At 39.2% G+C, this 16,083-nt stretch carries 19 protein-coding genes; 8 read left to right on the top strand and 11 right to left on the bottom strand.

Annotated features, from left to right (window positions below; translation table 11 throughout):
* Nucleotides 1-5: 5 nt before the first annotated feature.
* Nucleotides 6-779 (bottom strand): FKBP-type peptidyl-prolyl cis-trans isomerase, encoded by a 774-nt coding sequence (locus ASU03_RS01510; RefSeq protein WP_057830147.1) that lies wholly within the window; start codon nucleotides 777-779, stop codon nucleotides 6-8.
* A 169-nt stretch (nucleotides 780-948) separates the two neighbouring features.
* Here ASU03_RS01510 and ASU03_RS01505 point away from each other — a divergent pair, with 169 nt between their 5' ends.
* Complete coding sequence (locus ASU03_RS01505; protein ID WP_057830146.1) at nucleotides 949-1,932, top strand: WD40 repeat domain-containing protein; 984 nt, start codon at nucleotides 949-951, stop codon at nucleotides 1,930-1,932.
* A complete protein-coding gene (locus tag ASU03_RS01500; RefSeq protein WP_057830145.1) occupies nucleotides 1,914-2,177 on the top strand; it encodes a SlyX family protein in 264 nt (87 codons plus the stop codon). The genes ASU03_RS01505 and ASU03_RS01500 overlap by 19 nt, the downstream gene beginning before the upstream one ends.
* A gap of 310 nt (nucleotides 2,178-2,487) precedes the next feature.
* Here ASU03_RS01500 and ASU03_RS01495 read toward each other — a convergent pair whose 3' ends face one another.
* Nucleotides 2,488-2,691, bottom strand: a complete 204-nt coding sequence (locus ASU03_RS01495) for a YheV family putative zinc ribbon protein (RefSeq protein ID WP_057179458.1) — start codon at nucleotides 2,689-2,691, stop codon at nucleotides 2,488-2,490.
* Nucleotides 2,692-2,835: 144 nt separating this feature from the next.
* On the opposite strand from ASU03_RS01495, the gene ASU03_RS01490 reads away from it, so the two are divergent.
* From ASU03_RS01490 to ASU03_RS01475, 5 genes are all read left to right on the top strand, one after another.
* Nucleotides 2,836-4,761 carry an ATP-binding cassette domain-containing protein gene (locus ASU03_RS01490; RefSeq protein ID WP_057830144.1) on the top strand — a complete coding sequence of 642 codons (1,926 nt, stop codon included), beginning with the start codon at nucleotides 2,836-2,838 and terminating at the stop codon, nucleotides 4,759-4,761.
* Between the two features lie 245 nt (nucleotides 4,762-5,006).
* Complete coding sequence (locus ASU03_RS01485) at nucleotides 5,007-5,795, top strand: tetratricopeptide repeat protein (protein ID WP_057830143.1); 789 nt, start codon at nucleotides 5,007-5,009, stop codon at nucleotides 5,793-5,795.
* Between the two features lie 78 nt (nucleotides 5,796-5,873).
* Nucleotides 5,874-6,011: a hypothetical protein gene (locus ASU03_RS20985; RefSeq protein ID WP_197411167.1), complete on the top strand. Its 138-nt coding sequence runs from the start codon at nucleotides 5,874-5,876 to the stop codon at nucleotides 6,009-6,011.
* A 111-nt stretch (nucleotides 6,012-6,122) separates the two neighbouring features.
* Entirely contained in the window at nucleotides 6,123-6,809 is a 687-nt protein-coding gene (locus ASU03_RS01480; protein ID WP_057830142.1) for a flagellin, read from the top strand.
* A gap of 420 nt (nucleotides 6,810-7,229) precedes the next feature.
* A complete protein-coding gene (locus tag ASU03_RS01475) occupies nucleotides 7,230-7,466 on the top strand; it encodes a YheU family protein (RefSeq protein ID WP_057830141.1) in 237 nt (78 codons plus the stop codon).
* Between the two features lie 519 nt (nucleotides 7,467-7,985).
* Here the strand turns inward: ASU03_RS01475 and ASU03_RS01470 are convergent.
* The 3 genes from ASU03_RS01470 to nudE all read right to left on the bottom strand — a co-directional run bounded on the left by ASU03_RS01470 (nucleotide 7,986) and on the right by nudE (nucleotide 10,698).
* Complete coding sequence (locus tag ASU03_RS01470; RefSeq protein ID WP_057830140.1) at nucleotides 7,986-8,786, bottom strand: DUF1338 domain-containing protein; 801 nt, start codon at nucleotides 8,784-8,786, stop codon at nucleotides 7,986-7,988.
* 482 nt (nucleotides 8,787-9,268) lie between these two features.
* On the bottom strand, nucleotides 9,269-10,090 hold the full coding sequence (cysQ, locus tag ASU03_RS01465) for a 3'(2'),5'-bisphosphate nucleotidase CysQ (RefSeq protein ID WP_057830139.1): 822 nt from the start codon (nucleotides 10,088-10,090) through the stop codon (nucleotides 9,269-9,271).
* 56 nt (nucleotides 10,091-10,146) lie between these two features.
* Nucleotides 10,147-10,698: an ADP compounds hydrolase NudE gene (gene nudE, locus ASU03_RS01460; protein WP_057830138.1), complete on the bottom strand. Its 552-nt coding sequence runs from the start codon at nucleotides 10,696-10,698 to the stop codon at nucleotides 10,147-10,149.
* A 125-nt stretch (nucleotides 10,699-10,823) separates the two neighbouring features.
* Between nudE and yrfG the strand changes: the two genes are divergently transcribed.
* Nucleotides 10,824-11,495, top strand: a complete 672-nt coding sequence (yrfG, locus tag ASU03_RS01455; protein WP_057830137.1) for a GMP/IMP nucleotidase — start codon at nucleotides 10,824-10,826, stop codon at nucleotides 11,493-11,495.
* Nucleotides 11,496-11,758: 263 nt separating this feature from the next.
* Here yrfG and rplI read toward each other — a convergent pair whose 3' ends face one another.
* From rplI to ASU03_RS01425, 6 genes are all read right to left on the bottom strand, one after another.
* On the bottom strand, nucleotides 11,759-12,211 hold the full coding sequence (gene rplI, locus ASU03_RS01450; RefSeq protein ID WP_057830136.1) for a 50S ribosomal protein L9: 453 nt from the start codon (nucleotides 12,209-12,211) through the stop codon (nucleotides 11,759-11,761).
* A gap of 18 nt (nucleotides 12,212-12,229) precedes the next feature.
* The gene (gene rpsR, locus ASU03_RS01445) at nucleotides 12,230-12,457 is read right to left on the bottom strand and encodes a 30S ribosomal protein S18 (RefSeq protein WP_057830135.1); all 228 of its coding nucleotides are present in this window, start codon (nucleotides 12,455-12,457) and stop codon (nucleotides 12,230-12,232) included.
* Nucleotides 12,458-12,512: 55 nt separating this feature from the next.
* The gene (gene priB, locus ASU03_RS01440; RefSeq protein ID WP_057830134.1) at nucleotides 12,513-12,854 is read right to left on the bottom strand and encodes a primosomal replication protein N; all 342 of its coding nucleotides are present in this window, start codon (nucleotides 12,852-12,854) and stop codon (nucleotides 12,513-12,515) included.
* Between the two features lie 10 nt (nucleotides 12,855-12,864).
* A complete protein-coding gene (gene rpsF, locus ASU03_RS01435) occupies nucleotides 12,865-13,305 on the bottom strand; it encodes a 30S ribosomal protein S6 (protein WP_057830133.1) in 441 nt (146 codons plus the stop codon).
* A gap of 192 nt (nucleotides 13,306-13,497) precedes the next feature.
* On the bottom strand, nucleotides 13,498-14,853 hold the full coding sequence (locus ASU03_RS01430) for a hypothetical protein (protein ID WP_057830132.1): 1,356 nt from the start codon (nucleotides 14,851-14,853) through the stop codon (nucleotides 13,498-13,500).
* Nucleotides 14,854-15,004: 151 nt separating this feature from the next.
* Nucleotides 15,005-16,081 carry an acyltransferase family protein gene (locus tag ASU03_RS01425; protein WP_057830131.1) on the bottom strand — a complete coding sequence of 359 codons (1,077 nt, stop codon included), beginning with the start codon at nucleotides 16,079-16,081 and terminating at the stop codon, nucleotides 15,005-15,007.
* Between the last annotated feature and the right edge of the window lie 2 nt (nucleotides 16,082-16,083).

Below are 16,083 nucleotides of genomic sequence, written 5' to 3'. Positions count from 1 at the left end.
CTTAACTAGTGAGCAGCGTGATCGTGACCATCTGTTTTTGGTGTTGGTTCATCTTTTTGAATTTCTAATAATTCAATTTCAAATTCTAACACTGAGTTACCCGGAATATTGGGTGGATTACCGTTAGGGCCGTATGCTAAATCTGATGGAATAGTGAATTTAAACTTAGCGCCAACCGTCATTAATTGTACACCTTCAGTCCAACCTTTAATGACGCGGTTCAGTGGGAATACTGCTGGTTGGCCACGGTCGTATGAACTATCAAACGTTTCACCGTTTAAGAAGGTACCTTTATAGTGAACTTTTACCGTATCTGTTGCCGCAGGTTTTTCACCTTCGCCAGCGGTTAATACTACGTATTGAATACCTGATTCAGTGACTGTTACACCTTCTTTTTTAGCGTTATCAGCAAGAAACTTAGCACCTTCAGCTAAACTAGCTTCAGACGCGGCAATACTTTCCGCTTGTTGCTTTTCTTTCATGCTAGCATCAAGGTTCATAAGTAAGGCTTGAATTTCTTCTTTTTCGATAACTGCTTTACCATCAATACTGTCAGTAAAACCACGGACAATAAGCGTTTTATCTAAAGTTAAACCTAATTTATTATGCTCTGCTAAGTTACGTTGCATGTACATACCAATTGAAGCACCCAAACCGTAAGCTTGTTTTTGCACTTCAGTATCTAATACGGGTGCTTTGACTTCTTCAACCGCTTTTTCATTACAACCAACAACGGCCACTAACGCTAGGGCTACTAGGGTAGGCTTAAATAATTTCATTTATATCTCCATTTATACAAAACAATTGGAGAATTCCCCAATTAACAAGCTAAAAATTGTGATGTTACCGTTAAAAGTTTAACTTTTTAAATTTATAAGATAACACTAAACAATTTTAAAAAAGACCTTATACTAACGATAAATGCGTAAATAAAAAAGACTTAATATTTTGTTAAAATGTAATTGGATTTTTCCTGTGATCTTAATGACAACACTCATGGCCTGTAAGCCCTTAACGCAAGCGCCAATAGAGCGTTGGCAGCAGTCTGTTGAAGGCGCCTATGCCGGCAATATTTCTAACGATGCCAAATTCTCGGTTATTTCGTCCATTCACCATGGCTTGAGTGTTTGGGATTTAACAAAAAATGAGCGACTTTATAACTGGGCACAAGAGCAAAATAGTAGTGATAATTTAGTACTCACCATCGATATCAGTGACAACTCGAGTCATGTTCTCACCGCCAATAGAAAAAACTTTGCCTTGTGGAATCTAAAAAATGGCAAGTCAGAGGGTTACTGGCAAGTACGTGAGTCAAACATTAGAGATATTGCCATCAGCAATGGCGGTGATTATTTACTTATCGGTAAAAGTAACGGTACTGTCGTGCATGTTGCCGTTGATACCGGCAGACGCTTAGAGTTTCTTGGTCATAAAGAAAAAGTGAATACCGTAGATATGCTGCCCAATGGGCGTGTGGCTATGTCTGGGGGTAACGATTTCATCGCCTATGTATGGGATACCCAATCAGGACAAGTGGTTTATCAATTTAATCACAGCTCTCGGGTGTCGAAAGTTGCTTTAGATGCTAAGGCCCGTTACGCCTTTAGCGCCGACAGTATGAAGTCTGCTTATATATGGGACTTAAAAACAGGTAAACGTATTAGTACCTTACAAGGGACAAAACGCCATGAGGTGTTTAGTACCGTGCGTTTTTCACCCGATGGTAAAACTATGATCACAGGTGCAGCCAGCAGGAAGGTCAGTGTTTGGGATATTGCTACCGGCAAACGCCTTGCGTATTGGTTTGTTACACCAAAAGAAGCAAAAAGACCTACCGGGGCGGTTGTGTATAGTGTCGCATTTGGCGATAATAACAACCTATTAACGATAAGTTCCTCAGGATATGTTGAATCATGGCCAATGCCGAAATAACCCTAAGCGCTAACAACCCGAACACTAACTATGTCCAGCAACTCGAAGAGCGTGTTGACGCTCTAGAGTCACGCAATGTTTTTCAAGATGATGTTATTGACCAGTTAAGTGAAGAACTCGCTGCCCATCAGCATGAGATTGCAGAGCTTAAACAGCAAATTCAACTAGTGGCTAATCGCCTTAAAGATGCCGGTAGCTCATCGGGTGATGCAGACGATGTTGAACCACCACCACCGCATTACTAAGCTTCAGCCATCATTCCCGAGTGTCTTGTCGGGAATCTAGTCATAAATAAAGCCTATACCCAAGCCACTTCAAATTGCTTGTTCAGGACTACTGAGTAATTCATGAACAAGGCGCATCTTTTTATTAATGGTTATTCCCTTAAAAACAGATGCAACGCAATGCATGATTGACTCAGAAGCCCCTAAATGGTTGGTTTAGAAACGTTGGAGGTGGCTTGGGTATACTCCACAGGGAGCCTCGACCAGACACCTCGAGGATGACAGCAAATTATTTTTTCAGTCGTTTGAGCCATTAACCTTATAAAATAGCCTATGGCTTAAACACACCAATCACTTGTTCATTTGCACGAATAACCTTTTCGACTTGTGCTTCGGTTTGCACCATTTGCTCACCACAACTAACACAGGTTACTTTTTCTACGTTATTTTCTTTGGTTAGTGCCAGGGTATCCATAGCTTTACATTTTGGACAAACTGCGCCGGCGATAAATCTCTTTTTTAGGGGGTTGCTCATTTTTACCTACTACCTATTACACTAAATCCAGAATTATCGCTATTTTACCTTGAATTGTAGTCATAGGAAAAGCGACAATGCACAGGCATTTTTTTAGCTTGTCTTTTCCCTGCAACGCTATGCCATTTTATCGAGGAATTACCATTGATTATAGCCACAGACCTAAGTTTAGATAGAGGGGCTAAAAACCTAATTAAATCATCTAGCTTTACTATTCACCCTAACCATAAAGTAGGCTTAGTAGGCAGCAATGGTTGTGGAAAATCTTCTCTTTTCGCCGTACTCTTGGGTGAGTTAACGCCCGACGCTGGTGATTTATCTATGCCAACAAGTTGGGATATAGCGACAGTAAAACAAGAAACGCCGTCTTTAGCTCAAAGTGCCCTTGATTATGTCATGGATGGCGATAAAGAATTTCGTCAGTTAGAGCGAGAACTTGAGCAAGCACGCATCGATGATAACGGTAACCTTGAAGCCACCATTATTAATAAAATTGATACCATTAGCGGCTACAGCTTACCTGCCCGTGCGGGTGAGTTATTACATGGCTTAGGTTTTTTACAATCGCAACTCGATAATCCAGTGAAAGATTTTTCGGGTGGTTGGCGCATGCGCTTAAACTTAGCGCAAGCGCTAATCTCTCGTGCTGATTTGTTATTACTCGATGAACCGACTAACCACCTAGATTTAGATGCGGTTATTTGGCTGCAACGTTGGTTAAAGCGATTTACTGGTACACTAGTACTGATTTCACATGACCGAGACTTTCTTGATACAGTGATTGGTCAAATACTGCATATTGAGCACCAGCAGGCTAAATTATACAACGGTAACTATACCTCTTTTGAACGCCAACGCCGCGAACATTTAGCGCAACAAGACGCACAATATCAAAAGCAGCAAAAAGAAGCCGCCCATCTAACCGCTTTTGTTGATCGTTTTCGTGCTAAAGCCAGTAAAGCAAAACAAGCACAAAGCCGATTAAAACGCTTAGAGAAATTACCAGATTTAGCCCCCGCTCATGTTGATAGTCAATTTACCTTCAGCTTTGAACAACCAGAAAGTTTGCCCTACCCACTATTATCCCTAAAAAAAAGCCAGTGTGGTTACCCTAAGTCTGACCAGAGTGAACAAAAGATTATTTTAGACAGTGTTAGCTTAACCTTAGTGCCAGGCAGTCGCATTGGTTTATTAGGGCGAAATGGCGCGGGTAAATCAACCCTGATCAAATCACTCGCCGGAGATATTGCTTTACTTAGCGGCGAGCGATATTGTGCACAAGAGCTAAAAATTGGTTATTTTTCTCAGCACCAATTAGAGCAATTGCATCTAGCATCGAGCGCGGTTGATCATATTCTGAGAATTAAGCCGAGCTTAGGTGAGCCACAGGCGCGTACCTTTTTAGGTAAATTTGGCTTTAGCGGCGACCAAGCACTTGCTCCCGTGAGCAATATGTCTGGCGGAGAAAAAGCACGCTTAGTACTTGCCTTAATTGTTTTAGAAAAGCCGCAGTTATTACTATTAGATGAGCCAACCAACCATTTAGATTTAGAAATGCGTCAAGCCTTAGTCATGGCATTACAAGACTTTGAAGGCGCCATTATATTAATTGCCCACGATAGGTTTTTATTAGAATCCTGTGTTGATGAGTTTTATCTTATTGCTAACGGTCAAGTCAGTGATTTTAGCGGCGATATTGATGATTATCAGCAATGGCTTAATGAGGATAAGAAACAAGCGGTAAAATCAATTAAAAGTGGCCAACAAAGTAGTGATAAAGGCTTAGACAAAAAACAACTACGCCAGCAACAAGCTGAGCTACGCAAAAAATCGGCGCCTTTACGTAAAGAAGCCGATAAGTTAGAGAAAAATATTCATCATTGGCAGGAAGAGTTAACTAAGGTAGAGGCGTTATTAAGTGATAGTGATATTTACCAAGCAGAGCGCAAAGTTGAATTGACCGACTTACTGAAAAAACAAGCGCGTTTGACAACTGATATTGAAGATAATGAAATGGAGTGGCTTGAAGTTGCTGAGCAGATTGAAGAGATGATGTCAGTGACAAATTAACCGGAAAACAATTAAAATATAGACAAAGTGCTCTTAAGCGAAGAGCACTTTACCATCATTCATAACTCGTTAAATAGAGTTTTGAGTCTGACAATAATCCCGGCATTGATAATTTCCGAAAGGTGATAAAAGATGAATTATAGCCATAACGGCAAAAAATCATGGGAAGAAACAGTTCTTTAATGTAACTCACAGAAGTTCTAAGCTACACTTATTCATAATAATAATGCCGACCAAGGAAAATTATGTTCCCTAAAGCCAGTGCAATCCTCAAAATACACTTTAGCGTAAAAAAAATACTATCAGCAATGATCTTACTCGTTAGTTTCTCTACCTTTAGTCAGGGCAATGATCTTGAGCAAGGTATTTATGAGTTTAATCGTGGTAAATTCCAAGCTGCTATTAGCCAGTTTCGCCCGCTCGTTAACGAAGGCTATGCACCCGCTCAATATCAAATGGCCTTGATCTATCAATTCGGTTACTCTGTGCCTAAAGATGGCATGAAAGCTCTTGAGTTATTTCAACTTGCTGCTGCGCAAAACTATCCCGATGCACAATTTGAGTTAGCCTTACTGTATAGCGAAGGCAAGCTCGTTAAAAAAGACCTGAAAAAATATTTTGAATTGACCCATAAAGCAGCAAAAAAAGGTTTAGCTAGTGCTCAATTTAACTTAGGCGTTGCCTATGCCAATGGTACAGGCACAAAACAAGATGACTTTAAAGCCTCACGTTGGTATCAAAATTCCGCCAATCAAAACTATGCCCTTGCTCAATATAATTTAGCCCTACTTTATAGTGAAGGAAAAGGCGTAGAAAAAAGCACGCCGATGTCTTTTGTCTGGAATACCATGGCATCATGGAATGGTTATCCCAATGCTGAAAAAAGCCGAATAATGGATGAACGAGATTTATCTAGACTTGAAATTATAGAGAGCTTGGAAAAAGCTAATCAAATTTATAAGAAAATAAGAGACCAACTAGCACTGCAAGAAAAAATGGCAGAAGAAATGGCAGAAAAACAACGCTACTATTGATCTAAATCAGTTTAGTGATTGGGTAAATTAATTACACTAAGTACATCAATAATTACTTAGTAAATTATGGAGCTCAATATGAACTTATTATCAATGTTAGCTAACGATCCTGTAGTGATGTTCGCTTTAGGTGGTTTAGCTATTCTTCTCGCTATTTCTGGTTATTATATTTATTACTTTATTACGCATATTCAAGAGGATAGTAAGAATCTCTAAGCCTAGTTATGATTACATCACCTAGGCTCCCCCGCCGACACAAGCTAAATAGCTCTCTCTTGCTATACTACTTGTTAGTAAGATTCAAGTTTAGCTTGTTGAGGTGTAGTTATGTTGTCGGTAAATCAATCATCAGCCAATTTAAGCTTTATTGATAAGCTCAATCAACAAAGAGAAGAGCAAGCGGAAAAACTCGCCTCGGGAAAACGTATTAATAAAGCCGCTGATGATGCCGCTGGTTTACAAATTGCAAATCGGCTTACTAGTCAAATTAATCAAAATCAACAACTGAGCTTTAACGCCCAAGACCAAGCCAATATTAATAATATTGCAGCTGGCGCTTTGTCAGCGATTAATGATGGCTTGTTGCGTGCACAAGAGTTATCTATTCAATCAGGTAACCCCCTTTACGCGGGTGATGCCATACAGGGTGAATTGGACCAAATTACCGAGCAAATAAATACCCTTGCAAGTGAGGTATTAGGGCAAGATAACTTTATCAGTGGTCTCGATGCTAGCGACCCTTCGACCACACAAACAATTATTCAAGACACCTCACAGCAAGTACATGAAAGTGCAAGTGCCTTAGGTGCAGCAACGAATGCTTTGGCTAGCCAAGTAGCTATCTACCAAACCAGTATTATCAATGTTAGTGCTGCACGCTCTCAGATTGAAGATACCGATTTTGCCGCAGCAACGAGCGAACAAGAACAAAATGCCGTGCTTTTACAAAGTGCCATCATCACTAAGAAAAATGAAGAAGAACGTAAAGGCATACTCTTTAATAAATTAATCTAGTGGAACAGCGTCCAATTTTACTTGCCACTGCAACGATACGTTAATTAAAGCATAGTGTTATACGCTCACCTATTGAACATACCAAGTTTGCTGCCACCACCACAAAAACGAGCGAACAAGAACAAAATGCCGTGCTGTTACAAAGTGCCATCATTACTAAGAAAAATGAAGAAGAACGTAAAGGCATACTCTTTAATAAATTAGTCTAGCGCAAGAATATCCAATTTGACCTTCACCACCACTAAAACGAGTGAAAAACAAAAGTGCAGTGCTTTTACAAAGTATTAAGCATCACTAAGATCACTAATAAAAATAGAGAAAAATGGTAAAACTATACTCTTTAATAAATTAGTATCGAGCAATAGTGCAAATTCAGCGGTACAATAGCACTTCATTATTAAAAAGCCTGAAGACCCCTTGATGATTATCCCCTTAGAACAACTATCAAACGAAACCTTAGTTGCTATTATTGAAGACTTCATTTTACGTGAAGGAACTGAATATGGTGCTGAAGATGTTAGCCAGCAAGCAAAGATTGAGCAAGTAAAAAAGCAGCTTGCACAAGGTAATGCGGTGTTAGTTTATTCAGAGCTTCATGAAAGTGTCAATATATTGCCCAGTGAGCAATTCACAGCAGGGATGGAAGAAAAAGGCTAATTTACGTTCAAGTTAACCAGTATTTAACTCGCTCATCTATACTGAGTAAAGCCTTAATTAGCTTCGAGGAAGTATCGACTTTATGATGATGATATTTAGAATCGTTAAGCTGGTTATGCTTTTTCCGCCTTCAGCTCAATGCTGATTTTTCTGACAATAAAACTAAATAAATTATTGGCTACGGTGATCATGATGCTGCACCCTATGCTATTGAAAGAGCAGAGCGACTCGATGACGGCATCATCAAAGATATCATTACCGAAATTGCTGATGAATTAGACATTAGTGTTACCTTGATCAAAACGCCTCAAACGCTACTTAGAGAGTAACACTATTCATCTGGTGTTAATTACTAATCCTGCTTGGCTTAACAATAGTGAAAATCTGCAGTGGAGTGACACTATTTTTATTGAAAGAGATAAATTACAAATAATTAGCAAAAAGCCAGTGACTTAGCACTGGCTTTTTAGTTTTTTATTCTTACGGCTGTTGTTAATAACTCCGTAGGTCCAGTTTTAACTAGCCTTTAGCATTAGTGCTATCAAAAATTTTATCTGCCGAGGCGGCAACAAATCCTGTATACAACTCACCATTAGCCATTGGATAACGTTTAGCAAATTCATAGAAACAACTTGGAATTTCCATGGTTTTATCGGTAAACTTCACTGGCGCCTTATCAGCAAGAGTCGATGATTGCTCTAACATCACTTCTTTATCACCCTTAATTTCACCACCATTAGTATTAAGTGCATAACCAGCGTCTTTAAGGGTAGCGTTTACTGTTTCAATATCTTGGTAGTTAGCTAGGTGGTTTATGCTGACAGTAAAGTGATTGGCACGATAACCCCAAGCGGCTAACCACGCGGCATACTCACTAACATCTAACAAGGTTGCATAGTCTGTGGAGCTAATTTCCCAAAGACGACCTGAATAAAGAAAGTCAGCACGGTCACTAACATCTTCGGGTAATTGATCGATTAAGCCAGTGATAATATCTTGTACTTCACTAGAGAATTCTTCTACGCGTAGCTCACTAATAAAGACCTTAGGCATAGTACTGTCAGGATGTTCAAAATGTTTTGCCGTCAATTTTTTTGCTGAGAAATCATATTGACCACCTTCGGTATAACCGAGTTTCAGTAGGCCTTTCGCTAATTGCAGCAAGTTAATTTTAGGGTGATTAAAAGTACGATAAGCAACATGATCATTGATAACATCATTACCTTTACCTAATAATTGGTGAATGCTTTTTGCTGACGGAGTCACACTAAGATATTGTTGCCAAATTTCATTAAAAAGTGCGGTTACTTGCGCTGCCATGGTTTGTCCTCTTACTTATTGAGTAGTTTTAATTAAGTAGTATTAATTAAATAAGATTAATTGAATATTCAAGGTTGATAACTCCAGCTATTAACCTTACGGGTAAAGGTATCGATACAGGTAAAATTAATAGCTGAAAAAATAGCAGATAGCAAAATGGTCGGAAAAATAACACAGTGATATTTTGGCTGACAGCAGTGGCTATCCACCAAAGATTTAGATCTGATCGATACTTTTAAAAAAGCAAGGACGGTGCCCTGCTTGATGGCGAGATGTATGTGTTTTTAATACGTTTGATAACATAGCTAAAACAAAATGACCTATATGATGATAGTATCGTAAGTTAGCACTCAGCTGACTTCGACTAAGGGCGCTAATTTAGCATAAATCTTAGGCAAAACGAACTACTTCGTTTTAACTGTATTTTAGCCCTTCGTCACTTAGCATAAATTATAATTAGCCTCAGCTTGTTTAGCTACTTGTTATTCATATACTTTTCTATGCGCTTTAATGATTTTTTGCCACGCAAAGTCTCTGGCGCCTAAACTAACAAAATCTGGGTTAAGTAAACTTTCCCGCTTATTGTAACTAAGCGGATTAAACTCACTATCGAGAATATCACCACCCGCTTGCTCTAAAATACACTGACTAGCCCCGGTGTCCCACTCACCCGTAACACCAATACGTATATAGCAGTCAGCTCCACCTTCCGCGATAAGGCAATTTTTTAATGAACAACTGCCCAAAGAAATATAGTCAAAATCATAGTCATCATTTAAATATTGCCTTATCGGCTCTAGCTGTTGACGACGACTAATCGCAACTTTAATACGGCGATGTTCTTCATAGTCAGCCACTTTAATGGCATGACTTGCTTGGCAATTATCTTTAAAAGCACCAAGATTTTTTTGGCCATAATAAGTAAGGCAGTGATCCGGGGCGTGAATAACACCCATTGTTGGCCAGCCATTTTCCACCAGCGCAATATTGACAGCAAAGTCGCCACTACCAATAATAAATTCACCGGTACCATCTATCGGGTCGAGTAACCAATATCGTGACCACTTTTTCCGTTCGCTAAATGGCACGGCTCCTACTTCTTCTGAAATAATAGGAATATCAGGGGTCAGTGTCTTAAGCTGGTCCATTAAAATATCATTGGCGGCAATATCAGCACTGGTAACTGGGCTTTCGTCAGCTTTTGTTTCTTCGGTATAGTTGCCTTGACGATAATATTTCATTACTTCTACGCCAGCTTTTTTTGCACTCTCTAAAGCAATATTTAATAATTTATCTTGGCTCATCGTTATACCCCGTTCATCGTTGCTTTAGCACCTGATAACTATCAATTCATTGTAAGTTAATTTTCAAGAAAATCTCGTACTAACATTAATGCTGCAATACTGCGTGCTTCGGTAAAATCAGGTTGTTGTAACAGTTCTTTATAGTCTTTAATCGGCCAAGATACCACTTCTAATGGTTCTGGCTCATCACCTTCAAGCTCAGCACTATAAAGTTGCTTAGCTAAAAAAATGGTCATTTTTGCATTAAAAAATGCCGGTGCCATCATTAATTCACTAACCTGATATAATTGCTCACTGCCGTAACCAATTTCTTCTTGTAGTTCTCTATTGGCAGCCTGCTGAGGCTGCTCACCTTGATCAATAAGGCCTTTCGGGAAGCCTAATAAATAACTATGGGTGCCAGCACAATATTCACGAACCAGTAATAAGGTCTCATCATCAAGCATAGGTACTATCATGACAGCGCCACGACCAGAGCCAATCATGCGCTCATATTGCCTTTTTTCACCATTACTAAAAGTGAGATCTATTTGCTCAATAGCGAATAAGTTACTTTTAGCCACTTGTTGGCGATGAGTGATGGTAGGTAATTGATTTTTATCAGCCATAAAGCTAGCTACTTTAGTTATTTTTGTTCATTAGATATCACTATAATGACACGATAAACAATACTTTTGGAATAGCAAAATGCTAATATTTATTGCACTGATATTTATTCTGAGGAATGGCCAATATGGCAAACATTAATTGGTCACAAATTTCTACCGTGTTAATTGATATGGATGGCACCATTTTAGATTTACACTTTGATAATCATTTTTGGCTAGAACACCTACCTTTACGTTACAGTGAAAAAATGTCGATATCGATAGAAGCAGCAAAAGCTAAGCTAAAAGCTGATTACTTAGCGGTTGTCGGTACTATTGAATGGTATTGCCTAGATTACTGGTCACAGCAAACCCAAATGCCTATTAAAGAACTCAAACGCGAAATTCAACACTTAATTCATTTACGCAGTGATGCCAGAGATTTTTTATTAGCACTCAGAGCCAGTGGCAGAGACGTTGTTTTGGTGACCAATGCTCACCCTGAAGCATTATCATTAAAAATTGAACGTACCCAGTTAGACCAATATTTTGATACGCTATACTCTACCCATGAATTTGGCGTCAGCAAAGAGTCGCCGTTATTATGGCAACGCCTGCAAGATAAACATGGCTTTGATTGTGATAGCACACTATTTATTGATGACAGTATCGAAATACTCAAGTCTGCTCAGCAGTACGGCATTAAGCACTTACTGGCCATTGCTAATCCTGACAGTAAGAAAGCAGCAGCTGTTATTACTGATTTCCCCGCCATAACCAGCTATCACACATTAACCACCGAGCTTATCGCCAGTTAGAGCTCACAGAGGTATGCTTAAACATGCATATCTCGGTGCACGCAGGCAATACTTGGTTAACCTGAACTCGCTTAATAAGATTACTATAGGAGTTTTTTTATTTACGCCCACGTTAAATTCACTGTCAATCAAGCGCCTTGCTACTGCTAATTTTTCCTTCACAATAAAAAACACCGCAATCTCAATGAGAGTGCGGTGTTTTTATTTTTGCAGTTGAAACTAAGCTAATGCCTGTTTCGCGCGACTAAAGTCGCTCCTACAAATTATGCTTCAGCGATAACTACAACTTTGATGTTAGTATCAACATCAGTGTGTAAGTGAATAGCGATTTCGAATTCACCTGTTTCGCGAATAGCACCTAATGGTAAACGTACTTCAGCTTTAGTAACTTCAACGCCAGCTTCAGTGATCGCATCAGCGATATCACGAGTACCAATAGAACCGAATAATTTACCTTCGTCACCAGATTTTGATGCGATAGTAACTTCAGCTAACTCAACAATTTTAGCTGCACGAGCTGTCGCCGTGGCTAAAACGTCAGCTAACTTAGCTTCGATGTCAGCACGACGAGCTTCAAAGTGCTCAACGTTAGCTGCTGATGCAAATACTGCTTTACCTTGTGGTAATAAGTAGTTACGTGCATAACCTGATTTAACAGATACCTTGTCACCAAGGCCGCCTAACTTGGCGATTTTGTCTAGAAGAATTACTTCCATAATAAACCCCTTTTAAGCTTACTTGTGTAAGTCAGTGTATGGTAACAATGCCAAGTAACGAGCGCGTTTAATCGCACGAGTTAATTGACGTTGATATTTAGCAGCAGTACCAGTGATACGGCTAGGAACGATTTTACCACTTTCAGTGATATAGTTTTTTAAAGTAGCAACATCTTTATAATCGATAGAAGTTGCGCCTTCCGCGGTAAAGCGGCAAAACTTACGACGTCTAAAAAAACGAGACATAATATTCTCCTGACTTAATTTCCTTACTCTACTCTTTAAAAAGAGTAAAAGAAAATCAGTCTAAATTAATCATTTGTATTTGCTGAGCATGTAAGACTAAAAGTGGGTTACCATTTCTAGATTCGTGACGGTTAATAAAACCACTCACTTTTACAGTTTGTCCAGCAACTAATTTACGCGTTAAGTGTGATAATTCACCTGTAGCAACAACCTGTATTCTGACAAATGCTTGTCGGTTCAAACCCGCTTCATTTTGTATAGACTTATGGTCTATAGAAAATTGACTATGAACAATACCTGCTGGGCTGGTTGACTGTCTTGGGGCTTTCACCACCGTACCACTCAACACTAGGCAATTCTCTTGTAACGAACCTTGCAAGGAACTTTGCGAGAGCATCACAAATTACTTATTCGCTAGCCGCTTCTTCAGACTTCTCTTCGGTAGAGACTTCTTTAGCTTCAACTGGCGCAGTAGTAACTTCTTTCTTAACATCACGACGGTCATCACGACGATCGTCACGACGGTCATCTTTAGCAGCAGCCATTGGCGATGCTACAGTTACCGCTGTTTTAGTACGCATGATCATGTTACGAAGAACAATCTCGTTATAACGGAAAGCTGTTTCTAATTCATCAATAACTGACTGTGGCACTTCAATGTTCATAAGAACATAGTGTGCTTTGTGTAGTTTCTTGATTGGGTATGCTAATTGACGACGGCCCCAGTCTTCTAGACGATGGATTTTGCCTTCAGCAGCATTGATCAAGTCTGTGTAGCGCTGGATCATACCAGGCACTTGTTCACTCTGATCAGGGTGAACCATAAATATGATTTCGTAATGACGCATTACGAGCTCCTTACGGTTGTAGCCTCATTTTCTGGCTCAGCCAACACCAGTTGAGGCAAGGAACAAAAGTTCAGGCTGAATTAAGGAGGCGTATTGTAGGGAAAACAAGCAGAAAAAGCAAGTAATAACTAACTTATACTCATTAGCATGCAGTAGCAGACTATAGATAGCGGTACCTAGGTTAATATTACTTTATTCAATGAGCTCAATATTGACAATTTCTGAGCGATTTAAAGTGATTTTAAAACGCTGTAGCGATTCTTCACCTTGGGATAAATGCCGTAAAATTAGATTAATTTGATAACGCCGCTCTACCCCTTGGCTAGAAATTTTTTGCCCTTCTAGGGTGTATAAGCGACCCGCGCCTTTTTTTAAAAAACGCACAAAAGGCGTTAAATTAAAAAAGGTTTGCTGCTGAATTTCATCATAACCAGGTAAAAACTCTTTCGCCATGACCTTATTATCACAACGAAAATGCAATAATTGCGCCGCTTGTTTATTTTGCTGACGACGTTGCTGAAACATGTCATTAACGGTTTTAGGCAAGTCTTTACTACTTATGTATTCTAACCAAAGAATTTGACTTAAGATGCGTTTTTTGGTGACGCTATGGGTAAATAAGTTTTGCCACTTGGGCCGGCCTTTTTGAATTTTTCGCCAAATCAAACTGGTTAAATCTTCTTTAAATGTTTCTCGCAGACCATAAATCAGCCCGAGAAAAGCCACTAAAGCCACCGTAACTTCAGTAAAATTAGAACGAGCATTTAACACCAGTACCATGACAAAAGCCATGATAACTGCCGTGATGACACCACGCACTAAACGCTTTAAGTTAACATTTAAATAACGGGTTTGCCGTTGAAAGACTACGCCATATTCTATCAATCGTTGTAATAACCGCATCTTATTGGTTATACGGTTAGCGTCATCAAGGGTGACTTGCGAGTTGTACTTATTGTCAACACGATAGCTATTTTCAGCTTTACATAAGCTCAACAACGACTCTCGCTCAAGGGTGAATTCTGAGCTTTTCGGTCCCAAAGTCAGCAGCTTTAAAAATGATTGTTCTATATGCCAACTTAAATAATTGTCAGCATTTTCAAAAAAGGAAATGAGTTTATTATCTGAGGGGGTATAACGCCTTAACTTTTTGGTCAATAACTGGGTTTGCTCCGCCAACTCAATGGCCGCAGGATAAAATTCTTCTGCAGATTTTAACTTGAGTGTTTGTTTGATATCAGCATCCAGTGCTTTGGTAACCTGATAAGAATATAAATTAAGGTTTAGTCGATAATCGCTTTGTTCACCTTTATTTTGGCTAATAAAACGACTTCTCACTAAAGGCAGGTGTAATTTATCCGCGTAGTAAGCGCTATGGTTTTTAATATTGGAGTAAAAGAATTCTTCTTCATTGAGCGTACTCGGATTGATGCCCATTTCAACTGGAAGTGAGAAGTAAAGGTCCATACGCTGATATTCTTGCGGCAATAATTGATGACTAACTTTGAAAGATAAGTTTTCATCTTGGCTCAGCTTAGCTTTATTCACTCGTTAAATAACTCCTTATTTTTACTTTACTCATGCCATGATTGATGGTGTAAAATCATTAGCTAAGCATAGCAAAAACAAGGATTTTTGATAGCCTTTTAACGCTTAACTTCAATGATAATTTATGAAATTAAGCACGGGAACTTTATCACTAAATTTTAATAAATATTTGGCGTTGATAGAGTTTTAATGACACATACCAGAAAAATATCACATGTAAAAAAGCAAAAATAAATGATGCCAATTTCGGCGTAAATAGCGCACTAAGTTGCTGATATAACCAGGCATACAGTGAGACATCCGCTAACTGAATATTTAAGTAAACTGTCACTACTAAAAATGACAATACATAAACAAACAAGGGATTAGTACCATAAACCAATAGCGGCTGGGCAAATTTCACCTGCTTCATGATATCAATTAACCAGATAAAGGCGGCCAGTAATAGACAAGCGAAGCCGGTGGAATAAATAACATAAGAAGGTGTCCATAAAGACTTATTAATGGGGAGAATTAAGCTCCATAACACCGCGAAGCCTATCGCTAAGCCGCCAATCAGGGTTAACTTAATAACACTGCTTTTTTTATCTTTAATACTGGTTAAATAACGCGTTAATTCAAAACCAAGTAGCATATTCACTATGGCAGGAATAGTACTTAATAAGCCTTCTGGCTCAAAAGCAACACCGCGCATGGTATACATATGATTAGCGCCTAGCACCGCCAAATCAAACTGACGAATAATATTACCTTCCAGGGTTAAAGCGCCCTCACCGACACTCAAGAGTAATGCCCAGTAGCCCAATAACATAACCGCTGACACAATAAATATGCCGCGGCGCTTTAGTATAAGTACTAAACAAGCCGCCACAGCGTAGGCTAACCCTATGCGTTGTAAAACCCCCATCACTCGCCAATCTTCAACATTAGTGCTAAAGGGAATAACGTTTAACATAAAGCCAATGAAAAACATGATAAAGCCACGTTTAATAATTCGCTTAAATTGCTTAAGGCTCGCCGAAAAGTTACTCTTTTTAAAAGAGAAAAACATGGCTGAACCAATGATAAATAAGAAAAAGGGGAAGACTAAGTCAGTTGGCGTAGCGCCATGCCACTCGGCATGTAATAAGGGCGCATAAACATGCGACCAGGTTCCCGGCGTATTGACTAAAATCATTAAAGCGATGGTAATGCCTCTAAAAGCATCGAGCGCGAGATAACGGGTCATGG

The organism is Colwellia sp. TT2012, from assembly GCF_001440345.1.
In the GTDB taxonomy this organism is placed as follows: domain Bacteria; phylum Pseudomonadota; class Gammaproteobacteria; order Enterobacterales; family Alteromonadaceae; genus Colwellia.
The sequence above is the reverse complement of the archived record's forward strand: the minus strand, read 5'-3'. Positions and strand labels throughout refer to the sequence as shown.